The organism is Prochlorococcus marinus str. MIT 0918 (genome assembly GCF_027359415.1).
GTDB classification, from domain to species: Bacteria; Cyanobacteriota; Cyanobacteriia; order PCC-6307; family Cyanobiaceae; genus Prochlorococcus_E; species Prochlorococcus_E marinus_C.
The window spans coordinates 447,518-465,078 of sequence record NZ_CP114780.1 but is presented as its reverse complement, the minus strand read 5'-3'; the positions used below and the strand labels follow the sequence as shown (position 1 = coordinate 465,078).

The 17,561-nt window shown below is 35.3% G+C and carries 20 protein-coding genes; 10 read left to right on the top strand and 10 right to left on the bottom strand.

The features are described from left to right. The first annotated feature begins 116 nt into the window (after nt 1–116). From O5636_RS02490 to O5636_RS02470, 5 genes are all read left to right on the top strand, one after another. Entirely contained in the window at nt 117–1,412 is a 1,296-nt protein-coding gene (locus O5636_RS02490; RefSeq protein WP_269623046.1) for a glucose-1-phosphate adenylyltransferase, read from the top strand. Between the two features lie 167 nt (nt 1,413–1,579). Next, nucleotides 1,580–2,998: an NADP-dependent phosphogluconate dehydrogenase gene (gndA, locus tag O5636_RS02485; protein ID WP_269623045.1), complete on the top strand. Its 1,419-nt coding sequence runs from the start codon at nt 1,580–1,582 to the stop codon at nt 2,996–2,998. Between the two features lie 6 nt (nt 2,999–3,004). Next, on the top strand, nt 3,005–3,718 hold the full coding sequence (pgl, locus tag O5636_RS02480) for a 6-phosphogluconolactonase (RefSeq protein WP_269623044.1): 714 nt from the start codon (nt 3,005–3,007) through the stop codon (nt 3,716–3,718). Nucleotides 3,719–3,785: 67 nt separating this feature from the next. Next, a complete protein-coding gene (locus O5636_RS02475; protein WP_269623043.1) occupies nt 3,786–4,337 on the top strand; it encodes a CIA30 family protein in 552 nt (183 codons plus the stop codon). Beyond that, nucleotides 4,327–4,728: a hypothetical protein gene (locus O5636_RS02470; protein ID WP_269623042.1), complete on the top strand. Its 402-nt coding sequence runs from the start codon at nt 4,327–4,329 to the stop codon at nt 4,726–4,728. Before O5636_RS02475 ends, O5636_RS02470 begins: the two co-directional genes overlap by 11 nt. Before the next feature lie 15 nt (nt 4,729–4,743). Here O5636_RS02470 and ilvD read toward each other — a convergent pair whose 3' ends face one another. From ilvD to O5636_RS02455, 3 genes are read right to left on the bottom strand one after another with little or no spacing between them, the layout of a single operon-like run. After that, nucleotides 4,744–6,408, bottom strand: a complete 1,665-nt coding sequence (gene ilvD, locus O5636_RS02465) for a dihydroxy-acid dehydratase (RefSeq protein ID WP_269623041.1) — start codon at nt 6,406–6,408, stop codon at nt 4,744–4,746. Between the two features lie 45 nt (nt 6,409–6,453). After that, the gene (locus O5636_RS02460; protein WP_269623040.1) at nt 6,454–6,753 is read right to left on the bottom strand and encodes a hypothetical protein; all 300 of its coding nucleotides are present in this window, start codon (nt 6,751–6,753) and stop codon (nt 6,454–6,456) included. A gap of 26 nt (nt 6,754–6,779) precedes the next feature. Then, nucleotides 6,780–7,397, bottom strand: coding sequence for a uracil phosphoribosyltransferase (locus O5636_RS02455; RefSeq protein WP_269623039.1), 618 nt, complete (start codon nt 7,395–7,397; stop codon nt 6,780–6,782). 71 nt (nt 7,398–7,468) lie between these two features. On the opposite strand from O5636_RS02455, the gene O5636_RS02450 reads away from it, so the two are divergent. From O5636_RS02450 to purQ, 5 genes are all read left to right on the top strand, one after another. Further along, entirely contained in the window at nt 7,469–7,981 is a 513-nt protein-coding gene (locus O5636_RS02450; RefSeq protein WP_269623038.1) for a pentapeptide repeat-containing protein, read from the top strand. Nucleotides 7,982–7,999: 18 nt separating this feature from the next. Next, nucleotides 8,000–9,043 carry a GTP-binding protein gene (locus O5636_RS02445; RefSeq protein WP_269623037.1) on the top strand — a complete coding sequence of 348 codons (1,044 nt, stop codon included), beginning with the start codon at nt 8,000–8,002 and terminating at the stop codon, nt 9,041–9,043. A gap of 144 nt (nt 9,044–9,187) precedes the next feature. Beyond that, nucleotides 9,188–9,343 carry a hypothetical protein gene (locus tag O5636_RS02440; RefSeq protein WP_269623036.1) on the top strand — a complete coding sequence of 52 codons (156 nt, stop codon included), beginning with the start codon at nt 9,188–9,190 and terminating at the stop codon, nt 9,341–9,343. Nucleotides 9,344–9,430: 87 nt separating this feature from the next. Beyond that, complete coding sequence (purS, locus tag O5636_RS02435; RefSeq protein ID WP_269623035.1) at nt 9,431–9,718, top strand: phosphoribosylformylglycinamidine synthase subunit PurS; 288 nt, start codon at nt 9,431–9,433, stop codon at nt 9,716–9,718. Continuing rightward, nucleotides 9,715–10,371: a phosphoribosylformylglycinamidine synthase subunit PurQ gene (purQ, locus tag O5636_RS02430; protein ID WP_269623034.1), complete on the top strand. Its 657-nt coding sequence runs from the start codon at nt 9,715–9,717 to the stop codon at nt 10,369–10,371. Before purS ends, purQ begins: the two co-directional genes overlap by 4 nt. Before the next feature lie 61 nt (nt 10,372–10,432). Here the strand turns inward: purQ and fba are convergent, their stop codons facing one another. From fba to leuB, 7 genes are all read right to left on the bottom strand, one after another. Next, a complete protein-coding gene (gene fba / locus O5636_RS02425; protein WP_269623033.1) occupies nt 10,433–11,506 on the bottom strand; it encodes a class II fructose-bisphosphate aldolase in 1,074 nt (357 codons plus the stop codon). 150 nt (nt 11,507–11,656) lie between these two features. Next, on the bottom strand, nt 11,657–12,724 hold the full coding sequence (locus O5636_RS02420) for a class I fructose-bisphosphate aldolase (RefSeq protein WP_269623032.1): 1,068 nt from the start codon (nt 12,722–12,724) through the stop codon (nt 11,657–11,659). Between the two features lie 124 nt (nt 12,725–12,848). Beyond that, complete coding sequence (locus tag O5636_RS02415) at nt 12,849–13,976, bottom strand: Gfo/Idh/MocA family protein (protein ID WP_269623031.1); 1,128 nt, start codon at nt 13,974–13,976, stop codon at nt 12,849–12,851. A gap of 4 nt (nt 13,977–13,980) precedes the next feature. Beyond that, the gene (locus O5636_RS02410) at nt 13,981–14,301 is read right to left on the bottom strand and encodes a hypothetical protein (protein ID WP_269623030.1); all 321 of its coding nucleotides are present in this window, start codon (nt 14,299–14,301) and stop codon (nt 13,981–13,983) included. 80 nt (nt 14,302–14,381) lie between these two features. Then, entirely contained in the window at nt 14,382–15,251 is an 870-nt protein-coding gene (gene accD / locus O5636_RS02405; protein ID WP_269623029.1) for an acetyl-CoA carboxylase, carboxyltransferase subunit beta, read from the bottom strand. A gap of 244 nt (nt 15,252–15,495) precedes the next feature. After that, the gene (locus O5636_RS02400; RefSeq protein ID WP_269623027.1) at nt 15,496–16,392 is read right to left on the bottom strand and encodes a phosphoribulokinase; all 897 of its coding nucleotides are present in this window, start codon (nt 16,390–16,392) and stop codon (nt 15,496–15,498) included. A 72-nt stretch (nt 16,393–16,464) separates the two neighbouring features. Then, entirely contained in the window at nt 16,465–17,553 is a 1,089-nt protein-coding gene (leuB, locus tag O5636_RS02395) for a 3-isopropylmalate dehydrogenase (RefSeq protein ID WP_269623026.1), read from the bottom strand. Between the last annotated feature and the right edge of the window lie 8 nt (nt 17,554–17,561).

Below are 17,561 nucleotides of genomic sequence, written 5' to 3'. Positions count from 1 at the left end.
AGTAGCACTATCTCATCTTGAAGTGTTAATTCATAGAACTCTTGTCTTAACTGTCTATTGACTCGTATTTATTAGGCCATCATAAAGTAGGTTTGCAAAGCCTATTTAAGGTCGGCATGAAGAGAGTACTGGCTATTATCCTAGGGGGAGGTAAAGGTTCTCGACTTTACCCTTTAACAAAAATGAGAGCTAAGCCAGCTGTTCCTTTAGCTGGTAAATTTCGCTTGATAGATATTCCTATAAGTAACTGCATTAATTCAAACATCACAAAGATGTATGTATTAACCCAGTTTAATAGTGCTTCTCTTAATAGACACTTGGCCCAAACCTATAATTTAAGCTCACCTTTTGCCCAAGGTTTTGTAGAAGTATTGGCAGCTCAACAAACTCCAGAAAGTCCCTCATGGTTTGAAGGTACAGCCGATGCAGTAAGAAAGTATCAGTGGCTTTTTCAGGAATGGGATGTAGATGAATACTTGATTTTGTCTGGCGATCAACTATATAGAATGGATTATAGTTTATTTGTTAAGCATCATCGTGAAACAGGGGCAGATCTAACAGTTGCAGCACTTCCAGTGGATGCCCAACAGGCTGAAGGATTTGGATTAATGAGAACTGATCTAGATGGAAATATAAGAGAGTTTAGTGAAAAGCCCTCTGGGGAGACTCTTAAGGCAATGGCAGTTGACACCTCAAGATTTGGTTTAAGCAAGGATTCAGCTAAAGAGAAACCATATCTTGCTTCAATGGGAATATATGTTTTTAGTCGTTCTACACTTTTTGACCTTTTGAACAAACATCCTTCTTATAAGGACTTTGGAAAAGAAGTTATTCCTGAATCATTAGGAAGAGGCGATGTACTTAAAAGTTATGTTTTTAATGATTATTGGGAGGATATAGGAACTATTGGAGCGTTTTATGAATCGAACTTAGCCTTAACTAAGCAACCTAAGCCCCCATTTAGTTTTTATGATGAAAAGTTTCCTATTTATACTCGTCCAAGATATTTGCCTCCTTCTAAATTAGTTGATGCTCAAATAACAGATTCAATTATTGGTGAAGGCTCGATCTTGAAATCCTGCAGTATTCATCATTGTGTTTTAGGTGTTAGAAGTAGAATCGAAAGCGATGTTGTACTGCAAGATTCCCTAGTAATGGGTTCTGATTTCTTTGAATCTCCTGAAGAGAGAATTGCTTTAAGAAAAGGAGGGGGAATTCCTCTTGGAGTGGGCCAAGGAACTACTGTTAAAAGAGCAATTTTGGATAAAAATACGCGTATTGGGGATAATGTGACAATAATAAACAAGGACAATGTAGAAGAAGCTGATCGTTCTGATCAGGGCTTTTATATACGAAATGGAATTGTTGTTGTTGTTAAAAATGCGAGTATTTTAGATGGAACAATTATTTAATTTTCAAATATTTAAAAGAAAAAAGGTTAATTTCTCAACTTATAAACGATATTTAATTTGGATATATAGAAATTTAAGCATGGGTCATTCCTGACATTCATCAAAAAAACTAAGCAAATTTATAAACCCTTAGTCACACTTGTCGAAGTTAATTAACTCTTTAATCAATGACAAAGGCACATTTTGGTTTGGTAGGCCTTGGTGTCATGGGTGAGAATCTTGTTCTTAATGCTGAGAGGAACGGTTTCTCTAGCGTTGTTTATAACCGAACATACTCCAAAACAGAAGCTTTTTTAAATGGAAGAGGCGCTGGTAAGAACATATCTGGTGCAATTGATCTTAGGGATTTTGTAGCTCAATTAGAGCGGCCTAGGAGGATTTTGATGATGGTTAAGGCAGGTACTGCAACTGATGCAGTGATCAATCAAATTTCTCCTTTTTTAGAAGAAGGTGATTTGTTGATTGATGGTGGAAATTCTCTTTTTTCTGATACAGAAAGAAGAGTGGCTGACTTAGAGAGTAAAAGCTTTGGTTATATAGGAATGGGTGTTTCTGGAGGAGCAAAAGGTGCTTTGGAAGGACCTAGCATGATGCCAGGTGGGACAAAGGTTTCATATCAAGCTATTGAAAGTCTTTTAACAAAAATGGCAGCTCAAGTTGAAGATGGACCTTGTGTTACATATATAGGACCTGGAGGTTCTGGACATTTTGTAAAGACTGTCCACAATGGAATTGAATATGGAATAGAGCAAATACTTGCAGAAGGATATGACTTGATGAAAAGAGTTTGTGGGATGACCTGTGATGAAATATCAACTGTTTTTGAAAATTGGAATAAAACAGAAGAATTGTCTTCTTATCTTGTTGAAATTACAGAAATATGTTTAAGAACAAAAGACCCTGAAGATGGATCTGATCTTGTTGAAAAAATTATGGATAAAGCAGGGCAAAAAGGAACAGGATTATGGACAGTGGTTAGTGCTCTTCAGTTGGGAGCATCTGTGCCAACTATCTATGCATCTCTTAATGGTCGTGTGATGAGTTCTATGAAGCAACAAAGAGAATTAGCTGAAACTATTTTAGGTAAACCTAATGTTAAAACAACAGATCTAGGGTCATTGTCTGATGGAATGGCTCCAATTATGGATGCCGTAGTTTTATCTACTATTGCAAGTTATGCCCAGGGTATGGAGATATTGCGCTTGGCTTCTCTTGAATACAATTACAACTTGAATATGACTTCTATTGCTCAAATTTGGAAGGGAGGTTGCATTATTAGATCAACACTTTTAAATCGAATACAAGATGCATATCACCAAAATCCTGAATTGCCAAACCTTTTAATTGACCCTTGGTTCGCAAGTCAAATTCAACAACGATTAGCTGGGCTTACTAAGGTTGTCTCTATAGCAGCACAGTCGGGTATACCAGTTCCATGTTTTAGCAGTACACTTGATTATATAAATAGTTATAGAACTTCTCGCTTGCCTCAGAATTTAGTTCAGGCTATGCGTGACTGCTTCGGATCACATACATATGAACGTATTGATAAATCAGGTTCTTTTCATACTGAATGGGTCGATTAAAAGCCTATGACTATTTTTAATGTTCAACGAGCTAAAAATCAAAAAGATTTAGCGCAATTAGCCTCACAAATTATCACTGAAAATATAGTTTCTGTTTTAAATAAGAAGGATCGTTTTCAATTAGCACTCTCTGGTGGATCGACTCCATTTGATACCTATAATTTATTGAAAGACGTAAACCTTCCTTGGAGTTGTGTAGATATATTCTTGGGAGATGAAAGATGGGTTTCGCCTTCTGATCAATCTAGTAATGCTTTGATGCTTAAAAGAACATTGCTTTCTGGAGGACCTGGATCAAAAGCTTGTTTTTATCCTATTCCCACTATTGAACTTGGTTCGCCAGAGAATAGTGCTAACAAATTTTCTGATCTCATAAAAGAAATTTGCATTGGCAATCCTCCTTCCTTTGATTTGATTGTTCTTGGTTTAGGAGATGATGGCCATACAGCATCCTTATTTCCTGGGACGCAAGCTTTACGTGAATTAGATTCTTACGCAACTGTTGGGAGAGGGAAAGGGCAAGAACGTGTAACATTAACTGCCAATGTTATTAGTGCGGCAAGTAAAATTATATTTTTAGTTAGTGGCGCATCAAAAAAATTCGCTTTAAAGAGATTGTTAGATCCAAATGAGTCTTTTGAAAGAACTCCGGCAAAATTAATAAAACCCTCATCTGAAATACTTATACTTACTGATGAGGAAGCTGCAGAGTTGATTTGAATCTATTTACTTGAGTTGTTTTTCTTTAATTTTAGATTTAGCTTTTAACTCTAGATAAATATTTTAAATGCCCTTAGAAAAATTATTAATAGGAACCTCTAGCGAATTTTCAAATTGGATTTCTATAAACGATACGATCATGGGTGGATCAAGCATAGCGACATGCAAAACCAATGATTCTGGTCTTTCTCTTGAGGGAGAACTAATAGAGGAGAATGGGGGGTTTGTAAGTTGTCGATCTCCAGTGTTTTCTCCACCATTGGATTTGTCTCTTTATGATGGAATTAAACTCCAAGTAGACGGTCAAGGTAGGACTCTAAAGTTAGCTATATCTTGTAGTGATAATGTTAGTCGTTTTACAGAAGTTTTTTCTGGAGGCCTTCGATGGGTTGCAGAGTTTGAAACGAAAAAACAGGAAATGACTTCTGTAAAAATCCCTTTCGTTAATCTTGAACCATCAATCAGGGCAAACCCAATACGATTACCATTGAAATTTAGCTCTCATTCAGTTTATCAATTTCAGCTTCTGTACTCAAAATTTGGAACTGCTGGCAAGCTTAACTCTGGATTTAAAGCCGGACCTTTTCGTATCTTACTTAGTTCTTTAAGTGTTTATTAGTCATTCCAAAGAAAATTATTTAATTGAAGTTGCTAAAGCATGTGATTTCTGCATGAAACCTTTTATGTTTTCTGTTGTAGATAAATCTGTACAATTTAGCTTTACTTCTGATCAAGATGACTTTGATTTAATATTGCTAGTCGTTTGTAGGGATAAAGATGGTAAACGTCTAGAAGAGAACGATTTAGATGTTGATATATATAAAAGCGGTGTAGATTTAAGCATCACATTGTCTTGGCATTCTTTTCCTGACAGACCAATCCTTTGGCAAGGAAAGCATTCTTTATGGATGGACTCTTCAAGTGGTAAACGTTCTCAGATGCCTGAAAAAGGTCACTTGCTTGAGGCATTAGGTCGAAGACTCAGATCTTGTTTTGTAGTTGAGGAATAGAAGTGATTGTTAAAATTAATCTGTGACGGCCCCTTTACTTGAACTACTAACTAAACGAGCATATTTTGCAAGAATTCCTGAAGTGTATTTAGGTTTTGGTTTGCTCCAATTATCTCTTCTTTTGGAAAGCTCTTCAGAACTGACGTTAAGTTGGATTACCTTTTGATTAGCATCTACTGTAATGCTGTCACCATTTTGAATGAGAGCAATATTTCCTCCTATCGCTGCTTCTGGAGCTACATGACCAACAACAAGACCATATGTGCCACCACTAAATCTTCCATCAGTTATTAGAGCCACTTTCTCACCTAGGCCTTGACCAACTATTGCTGAAGTTGGTGCAAGCATCTCTCTCATTCCTGGACCACCAACAGGGCCTTCATTTCTAATTACAACAACATCTCCAGAGTTTATTTGTTTGTTTAGTATCGCCTCTAAGCATTCTTCTTCACTTTCAAAGACTTTTGCAGGACCTGTAAGAGCAGCATTTTTTATTCCACTGATTTTTGCAACACATCCTTCAGTAGCAAGATTTCCTTTAAGGATGGCTAAATGGCCCTTTTGATAAATAGGAGACTTAATTGATCGTATGACATCTTGATTGGATGGTGGTTCAGATGGGATTTGTTTAAGTACTTCTCGAATTGTTTTATCTTCAATTGTTTTGCAATCTCCATTCAATAACCCTGCGTCTAGAAGGATTTTCATGACTTGAGGTATCCCTCCAGCCTTGTGAAGATCAACAGTTACATATCTTCCACTAGGCTTTAAATCACAAATTACAGGAACTTTTTGTCTAATTCTTTCAAAGTCATCAATGGAAAGTTCAACACCTGCAGAATGTGCAATAGCAAGAAGATGAAGGACTGCATTAGTTGAGCCTCCAACAGCCATAACAACACTTATAGCATTTTCAAAAGATTGTTTTGTTAATAAATCGAGTGGGCGTATATCTTTTTTTATTGCATTAACGAGGGCATAAGCACTTTTCTCGGTACTTGAGACTTTCTCTTGGTCTTCAGCTGCCATCGTAGAACTATTTGGGAGGCTAAGTCCCATAGCTTCAATTGCGGCGGACATTGTATTGGCAGTAAACATTCCCCCACAACTACCTGCACCAGGGATGCAATTTTTTTCAACTTCAAATAATTGTTCTTTAGAGATTTTTCCACTTGTTAATTGCCCTACTGCTTCAAATGCGCTAACAACGGTTAAATCTTTTCCATTTAGTTTTCCTGGTTTTATTGTTCCTCCGTATACAAATATTGATGGAATATTCATTCTTGCCATAGCTAGCATTGCTCCAGGCATGTTTTTATCGCATCCTCCAATAGCTAAAACCCCATCCATACTTTGGGCATTGCATGCTGTCTCTATGGAATCAGCTATTACCTCTCGAGAAACTAAGGAGTATTTCATCCCTTCGGTACCCATTGATATGCCATCACTAACAGTAATTGTCCCGAAAATTTGGGGCATACTTCCATAATCTTTTAAAGCCTTTTCAGCTTTTAAAGCCAGGTTGTTTAGTCCAATATTGCAAGGTGTGATTGTGCTATATCCATTTGCTAAACCTATAATTGGTTTGTTGAAGTCATCATCTTTAAAACCAACTGCGCGCAACATTGCTCTATTCGGCGAGCGCTGAATGCCTTGGGTTATGGCACTTGATCTAAGCATTAATTATTTTAAGTGAAGGGAAAATTTTTCTTTAAGAAATTTAATTCAGTCTTTTTCTCCAAGATCTTCTAATTGTTTCCTTACGTCTGCTATTGCAGCATTTAATTTTTCTACACGTTCTTCTAATTTTTCACTTTTAGCTTGACCTGCTAGTGAAGATGAATTTTCAAAAGCTTCAGAACCGTCTTGAATTCTGGGAGCATAAAGCATAGCTTTTTGCTTTCTTGTTTGTTGCCTTCTTTCAGCTTCAGAAAATAGCCACCATGCAAGTCCTGCCGCACCTAATATGGCTCCACTTATAAGAGAACCTAGGCTGCTCCCACTTGACTCTCGATATGGATCCATAAATTTTTTAATTCCCTTTCATAATTCTAATGCGCGGAAGTAATTCTTGTATTAAGTCGAAGTGAAGGAATGCCTATTCCTGGAATTATTTCACCATTTTCATTAACTGTTGAATCGATACATGAGGAATAAATCTTGAGATCAGAGAATGATTCTCCTATTACTTTTAAGCCATCACTGGAAGCTAAGGGGGTTATTATTCTTATTCTCCTTGATTCAACGTTAAGCTCTTTAAGTTTGATTAGCTTTTGCAAGAGAAGTTTGCCAGAGTTTATTTGATCACAATAAATAATAATACCAGCATTATTTTCTATCTCATCAGGTACTCCACCAAAACACAAGGATGCATTAGGAAGAATTTCTTTAGCTCCTTGCCACATTAATAGCCCCCCTGGCAGGGATGGAATAATTAATAAAGGAACGCTTGATTCGATTATTACCCCGTCAGTTACACCATTACTTGTACTGATTTTTTCAGTTTTATTTGGAAGCCAGTCTCTTAGAGCTTCATAAGTTAGCCATTTCCCTAGTTGTTCTATTGCTGTTGCATAAATAGCAGGTGGAGTAGTCTCAATTCTAAGAATTGATAACCAATGACCAATTAGAGGGTGTGGTGGAATTACAACATGAAGTGTCATTGGCATGGTTTGTTTTTTTGGTTATTTTCAATAACGTGAATAAATAAATTACTCGTTTTTGCTTTAAATTAGTATCTATGGCTAAAAGTTTTTCTCTTTCATCTTGTCTTAAAGCCTTTTTTCTATTAGTTGCTCTTCTCCTTTCAGTTTTTATAAATGTTCAGGAGGTTTGGGCTAAAAGGCCTCCTGAAATAAGAAATCAAGATGATCTCAATATTAGTCAAGATATGCATGCACAAGATTTAAGCGGGTATGAATTTGTAAAGTATGATTTAAGAGGTATTAATTTTGCTGAATCGGATTTAACTGGATCTGTATTTAACAATAGCAAATTAAATGGTGCAAATTTCCATGGAGCCAATTTGAAAGATGCATTGGCTTATGCAAGTCAATTTGTTGATTCTGATCTGACTGATGCAAATTTTACAAATGCATTATTAATGGAGAGTAATTTTGATAATGCTTTAATTGATGGTGCTGATTTTACTGATGCTGTCTTAAGCCGTATTCAACAAAAACAACTTTGCTCTATGGCAAGTGGTACTAATTCTTCAACTGGAATAGAAACAAGTTACAGTCTTGGTTGCTAAGTATTATTGTTTAAATCTATGTCTCAGCGCCTTCCTGTTACTATTATTACAGGGTTTCTTGGATCTGGTAAGACAACACTTCTGCGTCAACTTTTAACAACTAGTAAGCAACGTATAGCGGTAATTGTTAATGAGTTTGGGAGTGTTGGACTAGATGGTGATTTAATTCGTAGTTGTGGATTTTGCCCAGAAGAAGAGATTGAGGGAAGGTTAATTGAATTAAATAATGGATGTTTGTGTTGCACAGTGCAAGATGATTTTTTGCCTACTATGGAAAAATTATTAATTCGTTCTGAAACTATAGATTCGATTGTTATTGAAACAAGTGGTTTGGCTTTGCCAAAGCCATTGATTCAAGCCATTGAATGGCCTGAAATACGTTCAAAAGTTTTTGTAAATAGTTTAGTGACTGTTGTAGATGGTGAGGCTTTATCTCAAGGGAGTCCTGTAGGAGATATCGAAGCTATAGAGAAACAATATGAAGACGATGAAAATATTGATCATTTAACTTCTATAAATGAACTGTTTGAAGACCAACTTGAAAACGCAGACATTGTTTTGCTAAGTAGAGCAGATTTAATTTCTTCAGATACAGTCTCACGGATTAAAAAAAATATAGAAAAACATTTGCGAGAAGGTACCACTGTTATTCCTATAGCTAATGGGAAAATAGATCCTGCTTTTATTTTGGGAATGAATCAGAATAATTCTGGAGAATCATTTTTAGATAAGAATGAGATGTTCATTGATGATCATGACGATCACCAGCATCTTTCTGTTATTAGTAGTTCTATTCGTATGGAAGCAAATTTTATTCAATCAGAAATTAATGAACTTTTGCTAGATCTTGCTGGTGATTTCCAAATTCTTAGATTAAAAGGAAGGTTTTGGGTTCCTAATAAATCAGTTCCTCTTCAGATTCAAATGGTTGGGCCAAGAATCTCTTCATGGTTTGAAAAGGTTCCTGAAAATGTTTGGAGGCCAAAAAAAAGTGGTTTTGATTTTGTAGCTTTAAGTCTTAAGGAAGGTTTAGACGAAAAGCTTCAAAATCTCTTTAAATAGTTATTTACTTAAAAATAAGTAAATAGAAATTTATATAACTATTTTGTTGTCTAACCTTTTTAAATAGGGGAATCTAAGAATGGAAATAAGCAAATTCTTTATTCTTATTCCCCATTCCCTTAATCTAATTTAGTTAGTTTTTTAATGAAAAAAGGAAGAGAAGTCACTTTGCCAGATCGTTCTGTAACAGATGAGAAAGTTATTTGCATGCATTGTGGAGGAAATGGCTATATGAAGAGCACACCAAACTGTTACCATACTTGCCTTGACTGTTTAGGAAGGGGGCTTAGATCTGCTTAAACAATTAATTTAAAAATATCTTTCTGGCCAAAACTAATATATCAACTAAATTTAAATCATTTAAAAAATTTCAAACAATTAATTTAAGTGCCTAATTTTCAAGCACATGTTTTTGTAAGTCTTCGTCCTTCTGTCTTGGATCCTGCTGGCGAGGCGGCTAAAGCGGCGGCAAAAAGGCTTGGTATTAAAGGACTTTCTAAATTAAGAATAGGGAAGTCTGTTGATATTGAGATTGAAGCTACTAATTTAGAAGATGCTAAGAGTCAAATTGAGTTACTTAGCGATAGATTGCTAGCCAATCCAGTTATAGAAAATTGGGTTATGGATATCAATTCAAAAGATCAAGACTCAGAAAATAAGACACTAAACAAATGACTATTGGCATTGTTGTCTTTCCTGGTTCTAATTGTGATAGGGATGTCCTATGGGCTACTGATTGTTGTCTAGGAATGAAAACACGTTTCCTTTGGCATGAAACAAAGGATTTAAATGATCTTGAAGCAGTTGTACTTCCTGGAGGATTCAGTTATGGAGATTATTTGAGGTGTGGAGCTATTGCAAGCTTTGCACCTGTATTATCTTCTTTAATTGACTTTGTAAATCGGGGAGGGAAAGTTCTTGGTATATGTAATGGATTTCAGATATTGACTGAACTTGGTATTCTTCCTGGTGCATTAACTAGAAATAAGAAGTTACATTTTATTTGTGATAATGTGCCTTTATATGTATCAAGTAATAGGACAAAGTGGTTTGTAAAGTTTAAACCAAATGATTTAATTTATTTGCCAATAGCTCATGGAGAAGGTCGTTATCAATGTAATGAAGATACACTTAAAAAACTTCAAGATGATGATTCAATTGCTATTAGGTATAAAAATAATCTAAATGGTTCTCTTGATGAAATAGCTGGAATTACTAATAAAAAAGGAAACGTTTTAGGAATGATGCCTCATCCTGAACGAGCTTGTGATGAAAAAATAGGTGGTATTCATGGAAGAAGTATTTTGCAAGCTTTATTATCCTCATAAAAAAAGAGGGGAGAAAAACCCCTCTTTTTTGAGATTGAAGACTCTAATAAATAATTTGGATTTATACAGTTACTGCTTTCTTAGGGTCTAGAGTTCCTTTGGCATAAAGACCAGCATAATAATTAATACTTTCTTGTTTGATTTTGCTGGCCTGTCCTGCGCACCAGAACTGCTGATAGCGATCAAGACAAACTTGCTTCATATATTTACGAGCAGGTTTGTTGAAATGTCTTGGGTCAAAATTAGTAGGGTCAGCCACAGCAGCTTCTCTTACAGCAGCAGTAAATGCAAGTCGATTATCAGTGTCAATGTTTACCTTTCTTACCCCATTACGAATACCTTCTTGAATTTCTTCGACAGGGACACCATATGTTTCAGGTATTTCCCCTCCAAATTTATTAATCATGTTTAACCATTCTTGAGGAACAGAACTTGAGCCATGCATTACCAAATGAGTATTTGGAAGTGCTTTATGAATTTCTGCAATTCTACTAATAGCTAGTACTTCTCCTGTTGGCTTTCTTGTGAATTTGTAAGCACCATGGCTTGTACCTATTGCTATTGCAAGAGCATCAACCTTGGTTTTGGCTACAAAGTCCGCTGCTTCTGCTGGATCTGTTAACAACATGTCTTTAGATAGTTCACCTTCAAACCCATGTCCATCTTCAGCTTCACCTTTACCAGTCTCTAAGGATCCAAGACAACCCAATTCACCTTCTACACTAACTCCAACTGAATGAGCAAAATCAACAACTGTTTTAGTTACTTCAACATTATATTCATAACTTGATGGGGTTTTTGCATCTGCTTCAAGAGATCCATCCATCATTACAGATGTAAAGCCGTTAATTGCAGCTGAATAACATGTTGATGGTTCATTACCATGATCTTGATGCATCACAACAGGGATATTTGGATAAGTTTCTGTTGCTGCAATGATTAGATGTCGAAGGAAGATTTCACCTGCATAACTGCGTGCACCTCTTGATGCTTGAAGAATTACTGGACTGTCAGTTTCTGACGCTGCTTCCATAATTGCCTGAACTTGCTCAAGATTGTTTACATTGAAAGCAGGAATGCCATAGCCGTTTTCAGCTGCATGGTCAAGAAGGAGTCTTAGCGGGACAAGAGCCATTGGTTTCTCAGAGAAGTCATGATGCCCAAGAAAAAAGTCCTGGGTCAAAGGACCAGGACTTTAGAAGATAATGGTATGAAATGTCACGCTATTAAGGGACAAAAATACCTTTGTTTGTGTAAAAGTTATTTTTAGTTTATGGAAAATAAATCAATACTTATATCCAGCAACAAATAAAGCTTCATCGGAGGACGGTTGAGAACCCTCTAAATAACACCCTTTTGAAGCTTCTGAATTTGCTTGAGCTCGTGCTAAGAGAGCATTCTGACCAGCGGTTATGTTTTTGCCATCCCAAGCTTTAAGACAAGAGTGTTGTAGTGCTCTGCCATAAGAGAAACCAATATTCCAAGTAGCTTTTCTTTTTATTTTATTCATCAAGTTTAAATATACAGATGCTGCCTCTTCACTTAATCCACCTGATAAAAAAACTATTCCAGGTACTGCAGCTGGAACGGATCTTTCCATTGTCCTAATGGTTTGCTCAGCTATTGTCTTTGGATTGGATTTCTCTGGGCATTCCGCCCCTTCAATAGTCATAGAAGGTTTAAGCAAAGTCCCTTCCAAATAAACCCCATTTGTCTTGCAGGCCATATATACTTCTTTGATTACTTCTTCTTGAATAGCTGCTGTCTTATTAATTCCATGGGAACCATCCATGAGTATTTCTGGTTCAATAATGGGGACTAAACCTGATTCTTGAACAGATCTTGCATAGCGAGCTAAGCCCCAAGCATTTTCTTTGATTGATAATTTTGAAGGACAACCATTATTTGTAATCTGAAGTACTGCTCTCCATTTAGCAAAGCGAGCCCCCTGAGCGTAATAGTCAGAAGATCTTTCTACTAGACCATCTAAACCTGAGCAGAAAGTTTCTATATCGCCTCCGCCTGCTAATGGTTTTAATCCCTTATCAACTTTAATACCAGGAATAATTCCAAGCTTTTCCAGCTTTTTTACCATCAACTCTCCGTCAGAATGGGTTTGAAAAAGAGTCTCTTCAAATAAGATTGCACCACTTATATATTGTCCAAGACCTTGAGTTGTAAAAAGCATCCCTCTATAAGCCTTTCTATTTGTTTCAGTGTTTTCTAAATTGATTGATGCAAGTCTTTTGCCAATAGTTTTTGTAGATTCATCTACAGCTAGTATGCCTTTCCCAGACTTGGCTAGAGATTCAGCAGTTTTTTTTAATTCTTCTTTGTAATAATTAAGAGGCATTAGTAATTGAAAATCTTTAAGGTTAGATTTTTTCAGATAATGCTATGAAGGATTTTATTTAATACTCATTTGCATGTATAAAATCTTACTTTTAATAGTAGTTTTTATTTATTTTGGGCGTTATTTAAAAATCATTAATTTTAAGTTTCATCCCTGATTTGGATGATTCTATTATTTTGTCAACAACCTTTTGAGTGACTACGCCTTCATGTATGCCTGGTATAACGGGTTTTTGTCTTATAATACTTTCTCCCCACCATTGTTGAATTCTAGCTACTGGAGCAACACGCCCATCTTCCCAGGTTTTAGAAAATATAAAATCCTCACTAGGCTGAATAGAATTTATAGTTTTATTTTTTTCTGCAAACCATAAACCAAATCCATGTACATAATCTGTTTGATTATCACTGCCTAATATTAATGTTCCATCTTCTCCATAAACTTCTATCCAACATCCTCTTCCATTTCTAGATACTGCAGATAATGTTAATTGAGCAGGAACTATTTGACGTGATTCAATGTCACATATTTCCATATGAGCCATACATATATCTTCACTTGTTACTGATTTCATAAGATTATTTACTGGATGCTTTCTTTCTTTAATTGATGTAGATGTAAAGCTACTTACAGAAGTTATTTCTCCAAATAACCACTCTAATAAATCAAAAGAATGTGTACCAAGTGCACCAATGACTCCTCCTCCTTTTTCAGTTTCTGAATACCAATTCCAAGGTCTATTTATATTAGCGCGACTACTCATTAACCAATCATACTTTATAAGCCATGGCTTTCCAATAGCTCCTTCTTCAATCATTTTCTTTGCTTGCATAAAGAGAGGAACAGCTCTATATTCAAAATTTACAGCTACAGATAGTTTGCGTTTAAGAGAACTTTTTTCTATTTCTAAAGCTTCTTTTCTATTTAAAGCGATTGGTTTTTCTAATAAAAGATGTTTATTAGAATTAAGTGCTTCAATCGCTAATTTATATCTAACTTCTGGTGGAGTAGCAATAATGATTGCATGAATTGAAGGGTCGTTAATAAGATGCTGCCAATTACTATAACCTTTTAAATTATATTTATTAGATGCCTCATCTATCTTCTCTTTCCTAGGATGCCAAAGTGCTATAGGTTTAAAATCTTTATTTGTTTTTAAGGAGGGTAAATGGACTTTTTCTCCAAAACCTAAACCTGCTATTGCAACCCCAATTTTTTGGTTAGGATCTTTATATGATTTTTCTAAGGTCATACTTTTAATGAGAGCAAGCTGATTTAATTGTTTCATCAATTAGGGAATCTCCATGGGGAGTATTCCATTTTTCTACCTTTTGTTTTATTCCATTAACTGATTTATCTTTATATAATCTTTTTGAGCAATCGATTATCATATTATAAGATATTTCTTGATAACTTTCATTATCAAATGATTTCCTTGGCTCATATCTGCTTAAAATAGATATTAAATTATCATTGGTTTTTTCTAAACTATTTTGATCCCACCATTGCCTTCCATTTTGCGTGGATTTCACTTCAATCCAATGATGAGTATCTCCTGCAATAACTTTATTGGGCAAATAAAGTATTAAACTAAATATAATAATCAAATTAAGTAGGTTATAAAAATTATAAAATCTCATTTTTCTATTTGTATGAGTTAATTTAATTCATTACTTCCATGTAATCTTAACAATATTCCAAGAGTTTTACGTAATTCAGTTCTAGGAACAATTTTATCTACGAAACCATGATCTAATAGATATTCTGCTGTTTGAAAGTTATCTGGTAATTTCTCTCTTAATGTTTGTTCTATTACTCTTCTACCGGCAAAACCTATCAGGGCTTTTGGTTCAGCGAGTATTAAGTCCCCCAACATGGCAAAGCTAGCAGTTACACCTCCTGTGGTGGGATGAGTAAGTAAAGGCATATAGAGAAGCTCTGCTTCTCTGTGTCGTTCTAATGCACCTGAAATTTTTGCCATTTGCATAAGGCTCAACATACCTTCTTGCATTCTTGCTCCTCCAGAAGCGCAAACAATTAGTAAAGGATATTTTTTTTCTGTTGCTTTCTCAATAAGGCGGGTAATTTTTTCTCCAACAACAGACCCCATAGATCCTCCCATAAACCTAAAGTCCATTACAGCTAGGGCCATTGGAATGCCTTCTACTTTGCACATTCCTGTCAAAACACCATCTTTCATCCCAGTACTTGCCTGGCTTTCTCTAAGCCTATCTGCATAGGCCCTTCTGTCTTTAAACCCAAGAGGGTCAACAGGGGTAAGGTCTTTATCTAAAGCTTGGAAACTTTTTGAATCTACAATTAGCTCTATCCTTTCATCACTATTAATTCTATTGTGGTGACCACAGTTGCTACATACATTTGCATTTTTGATTAGATCTTTCCTATATACAACTTGACCGCATTCTGGGCATTTCCCCCATAAACCATCACTTTCTTCAGTCTCTTGGATTACTTTTCCAACAAACTGATCTTTCCTTCTTGCTGCGAACCAATCGAATAAGGACACTTTTAGTGATTCTTTTGATTTTATAGATAAACTTTATCTCATAATGAATTCAATGGATAGAAATACTACTTATCAATACAAAGAAATCTTCTCAACATTTTTAGTTGGATTCATTAATAAAAACAAAAATTCTAGTTTTTTTATTAATGTAATGATTTTAACTATAAAAAAATCTATCTATTTAATATATTGATTTACTTTTATGTATTAAATCTACTATATAGAAAATTATTTAATTTAATCATCATTTCTTTTTTTCTTCAATCATTCTATGAATAATTGGCGTAAGAATAAGTTCCATAGCAAAACCCATTTTGCCACCATTAACAACTATGCTAGTTGGACTTGTCATAAAAGAGTCTTGTATCATTCCTAATAAGTATTGAAAGTCAATTCCCCATTTCTCTCTTGCTCCTTTACGAAAATGAATAATTACGAAACTTTCATCTGGGGTAGGTATGTTTCTACAAATAAATGGGTTAGAAGTATCAATAGTAGGTACCCTTTGAAAATTAATATCTGTACGACTAAATTGTGGGCAAATATGATTTATATAATCAGGCATTCTTCTAAGGATAGTGTCTACTATTGTTTCTGCTGAATATCCTCGTTCTGCATTATCTCTGTGTATTTTTTGAATCCATTCAAGATTAGTTATTGGTACTACACCTACTAATAAATCTGCATATGATGCTACGTCATATTCTTCGCCTACAACACCACCATGAAGTCCTTCATAAAAAAGTACATCAGTTCCCTTAGGGATTTCTTCCCAAGGTGTGAATTGACCTGGACCAAGATTTGTACCAAGCCTTGAATTATGCTCATCTGCTTCTTCTTGACTATGCAGATAGTATCTTTTGTTTCCACTACCTGTCTCTCCATAAGCTTTGAATAATTCTTCAAGTTTGTCGAATAAATTAGCTTCTGGACCAAAATGCGAAAAATTTTCCCCTTTTGAAAGAGCATCAGCCATTGCTTGCTTCATGGGAGTTCTTTCGAATCGGTGATAACTATCACCTTCAACTACGGCAGGTATTATTTCTTCTCTAGCAAAAATATGTTCAAATGCTCTTTTGACTGTGCTTGTACCAGCTCCTGATGAACCTGTAACAGCTACTACTGGATGACGCTTTGACATCTATGCGTTGCAAATTTCCTATAGATTTTCGCAGGTCATAGTATGTGTAATTGATACTTCTAGGCAGTTTATTTATATTTCTTGTAATTCATCTAGTATTTTTTGGCCCATTTCAAGGCATCCGATTTTTTGATCTAGATTTTTACTAGTTAAATCATTAGTTCTAAAACCCTTCAAAAGGACTGAGCTTACTGCTTTTTCTAAGCTTTCAGCGGCTTCTATTTCTTTCAACCCAATTCTAAGCATCATTGCTGCTGAAAGTATCATTGCAATTGGATTTGCCAAGTTTTTTCCAGCAATATCAGGGGCTGAGCCATGCACTGGTTCGAATAATCCAGGACCATCTTCTCCCAATGATGCTGACGGTAACATTCCAATTGAACCAGTAAGCATTGCAGCCTCATCGCTCAAAATATCACCAAAAAGATTGCCTGTAAGAATTACATCAAATTGATTAGGTTGTCTAACAAGTTGCATTGCAGCATTATCTACATATTGATGACTGAGTTCAACTTGTTGGTAATTGTTACCTATTGAAGTTACACATTCTCTCCATAGTTGACTTACATCTAAAACATTTGCTTTATCTACAGAACAGAGTTTCTTCTTTCTTTCATTAGCTAATTCAAAGGCTATTTTTGCAATTCGATTTATTTCATTAGTTGAATAACTCATGGTGTTAAATGCTCTTTCGCCAAATTCTTTTGTTTGTATTCTTCCTTTTGGCTCACCAAAATAAATCCCCCCTGTTAATTCTCTGACCACAACAAGGTCTACTTCTTTAATTATCTCTTTTTTTAAAGAGCTTTCATCTAATAATGCATTAAAAACTTTAACTGGTCGAATATTTGCAAAGAGTTTTAGTTCAGATCTTAGTCTTAGTAAACCTGTCTCAGGTCTTAGCTCACGTGCAATTCCATCATATTTTGGATCTCCTATCGCTGCCATTAGTACTGCATCGCTTTTTTTGCACTGTTCAAGAGTCTCAATAGGCAATGGATTATTTTCTTTCTCAATAGCATTCCCTCCAAAAGCCATTTCTTGAAAATTTAGATTGATGTTTTTTCTTTTACAAACAGCATTTAGTAGAGACTTTGTAACTTCTGTTATTTCAGGACCTATTCCATCACCAGGAAGTAAGGTTATGTTGTAATTAGTCATAGATATTT

Coding starts and splice junctions, on each gene's coding strand:
- O5636_RS02490 (WP_269623046.1), top strand. CDS start 117: ATGAAGAGAGTACTGGCTATTATCCTAGGGGGAGGTAAAGGTTCTCGA.
- gndA (WP_269623045.1), top strand. CDS start 1,580: ATGACAAAGGCACATTTTGGTTTGGTAGGCCTTGGTGTCATGGGTGAG.
- pgl (WP_269623044.1), top strand. CDS start 3,005: ATGACTATTTTTAATGTTCAACGAGCTAAAAATCAAAAAGATTTAGCG.
- O5636_RS02475 (WP_269623043.1), top strand. CDS start 3,786: ATGCCCTTAGAAAAATTATTAATAGGAACCTCTAGCGAATTTTCAAAT.
- ilvD (WP_269623041.1), bottom strand. CDS start 6,408: ATGCTTAGATCAAGTGCCATAACCCAAGGCATTCAGCGCTCGCCGAAT.
- O5636_RS02460 (WP_269623040.1), bottom strand. CDS start 6,753: ATGGATCCATATCGAGAGTCAAGTGGGAGCAGCCTAGGTTCTCTTATA.
- O5636_RS02455 (WP_269623039.1), bottom strand. CDS start 7,397: ATGCCAATGACACTTCATGTTGTAATTCCACCACACCCTCTAATTGGT.
- O5636_RS02450 (WP_269623038.1), top strand. CDS start 7,469: ATGGCTAAAAGTTTTTCTCTTTCATCTTGTCTTAAAGCCTTTTTTCTA.
- O5636_RS02445 (WP_269623037.1), top strand. CDS start 8,000: ATGTCTCAGCGCCTTCCTGTTACTATTATTACAGGGTTTCTTGGATCT.
- O5636_RS02440 (WP_269623036.1), top strand. CDS start 9,188: ATGAAAAAAGGAAGAGAAGTCACTTTGCCAGATCGTTCTGTAACAGAT.
- purQ (WP_269623034.1), top strand. CDS start 9,715: ATGACTATTGGCATTGTTGTCTTTCCTGGTTCTAATTGTGATAGGGAT.
- fba (WP_269623033.1), bottom strand. CDS start 11,506: ATGGCTCTTGTCCCGCTAAGACTCCTTCTTGACCATGCAGCTGAAAAC.
- O5636_RS02420 (WP_269623032.1), bottom strand. CDS start 12,724: ATGCCTCTTAATTATTACAAAGAAGAATTAAAAAAAACTGCTGAATCT.
- O5636_RS02415 (WP_269623031.1), bottom strand. CDS start 13,976: ATGACCTTAGAAAAATCATATAAAGATCCTAACCAAAAAATTGGGGTT.
- O5636_RS02400 (WP_269623027.1), bottom strand. CDS start 16,392: ATGTCAAAGCGTCATCCAGTAGTAGCTGTTACAGGTTCATCAGGAGCT.
- leuB (WP_269623026.1), bottom strand. CDS start 17,553: ATGACTAATTACAACATAACCTTACTTCCTGGTGATGGAATAGGTCCT.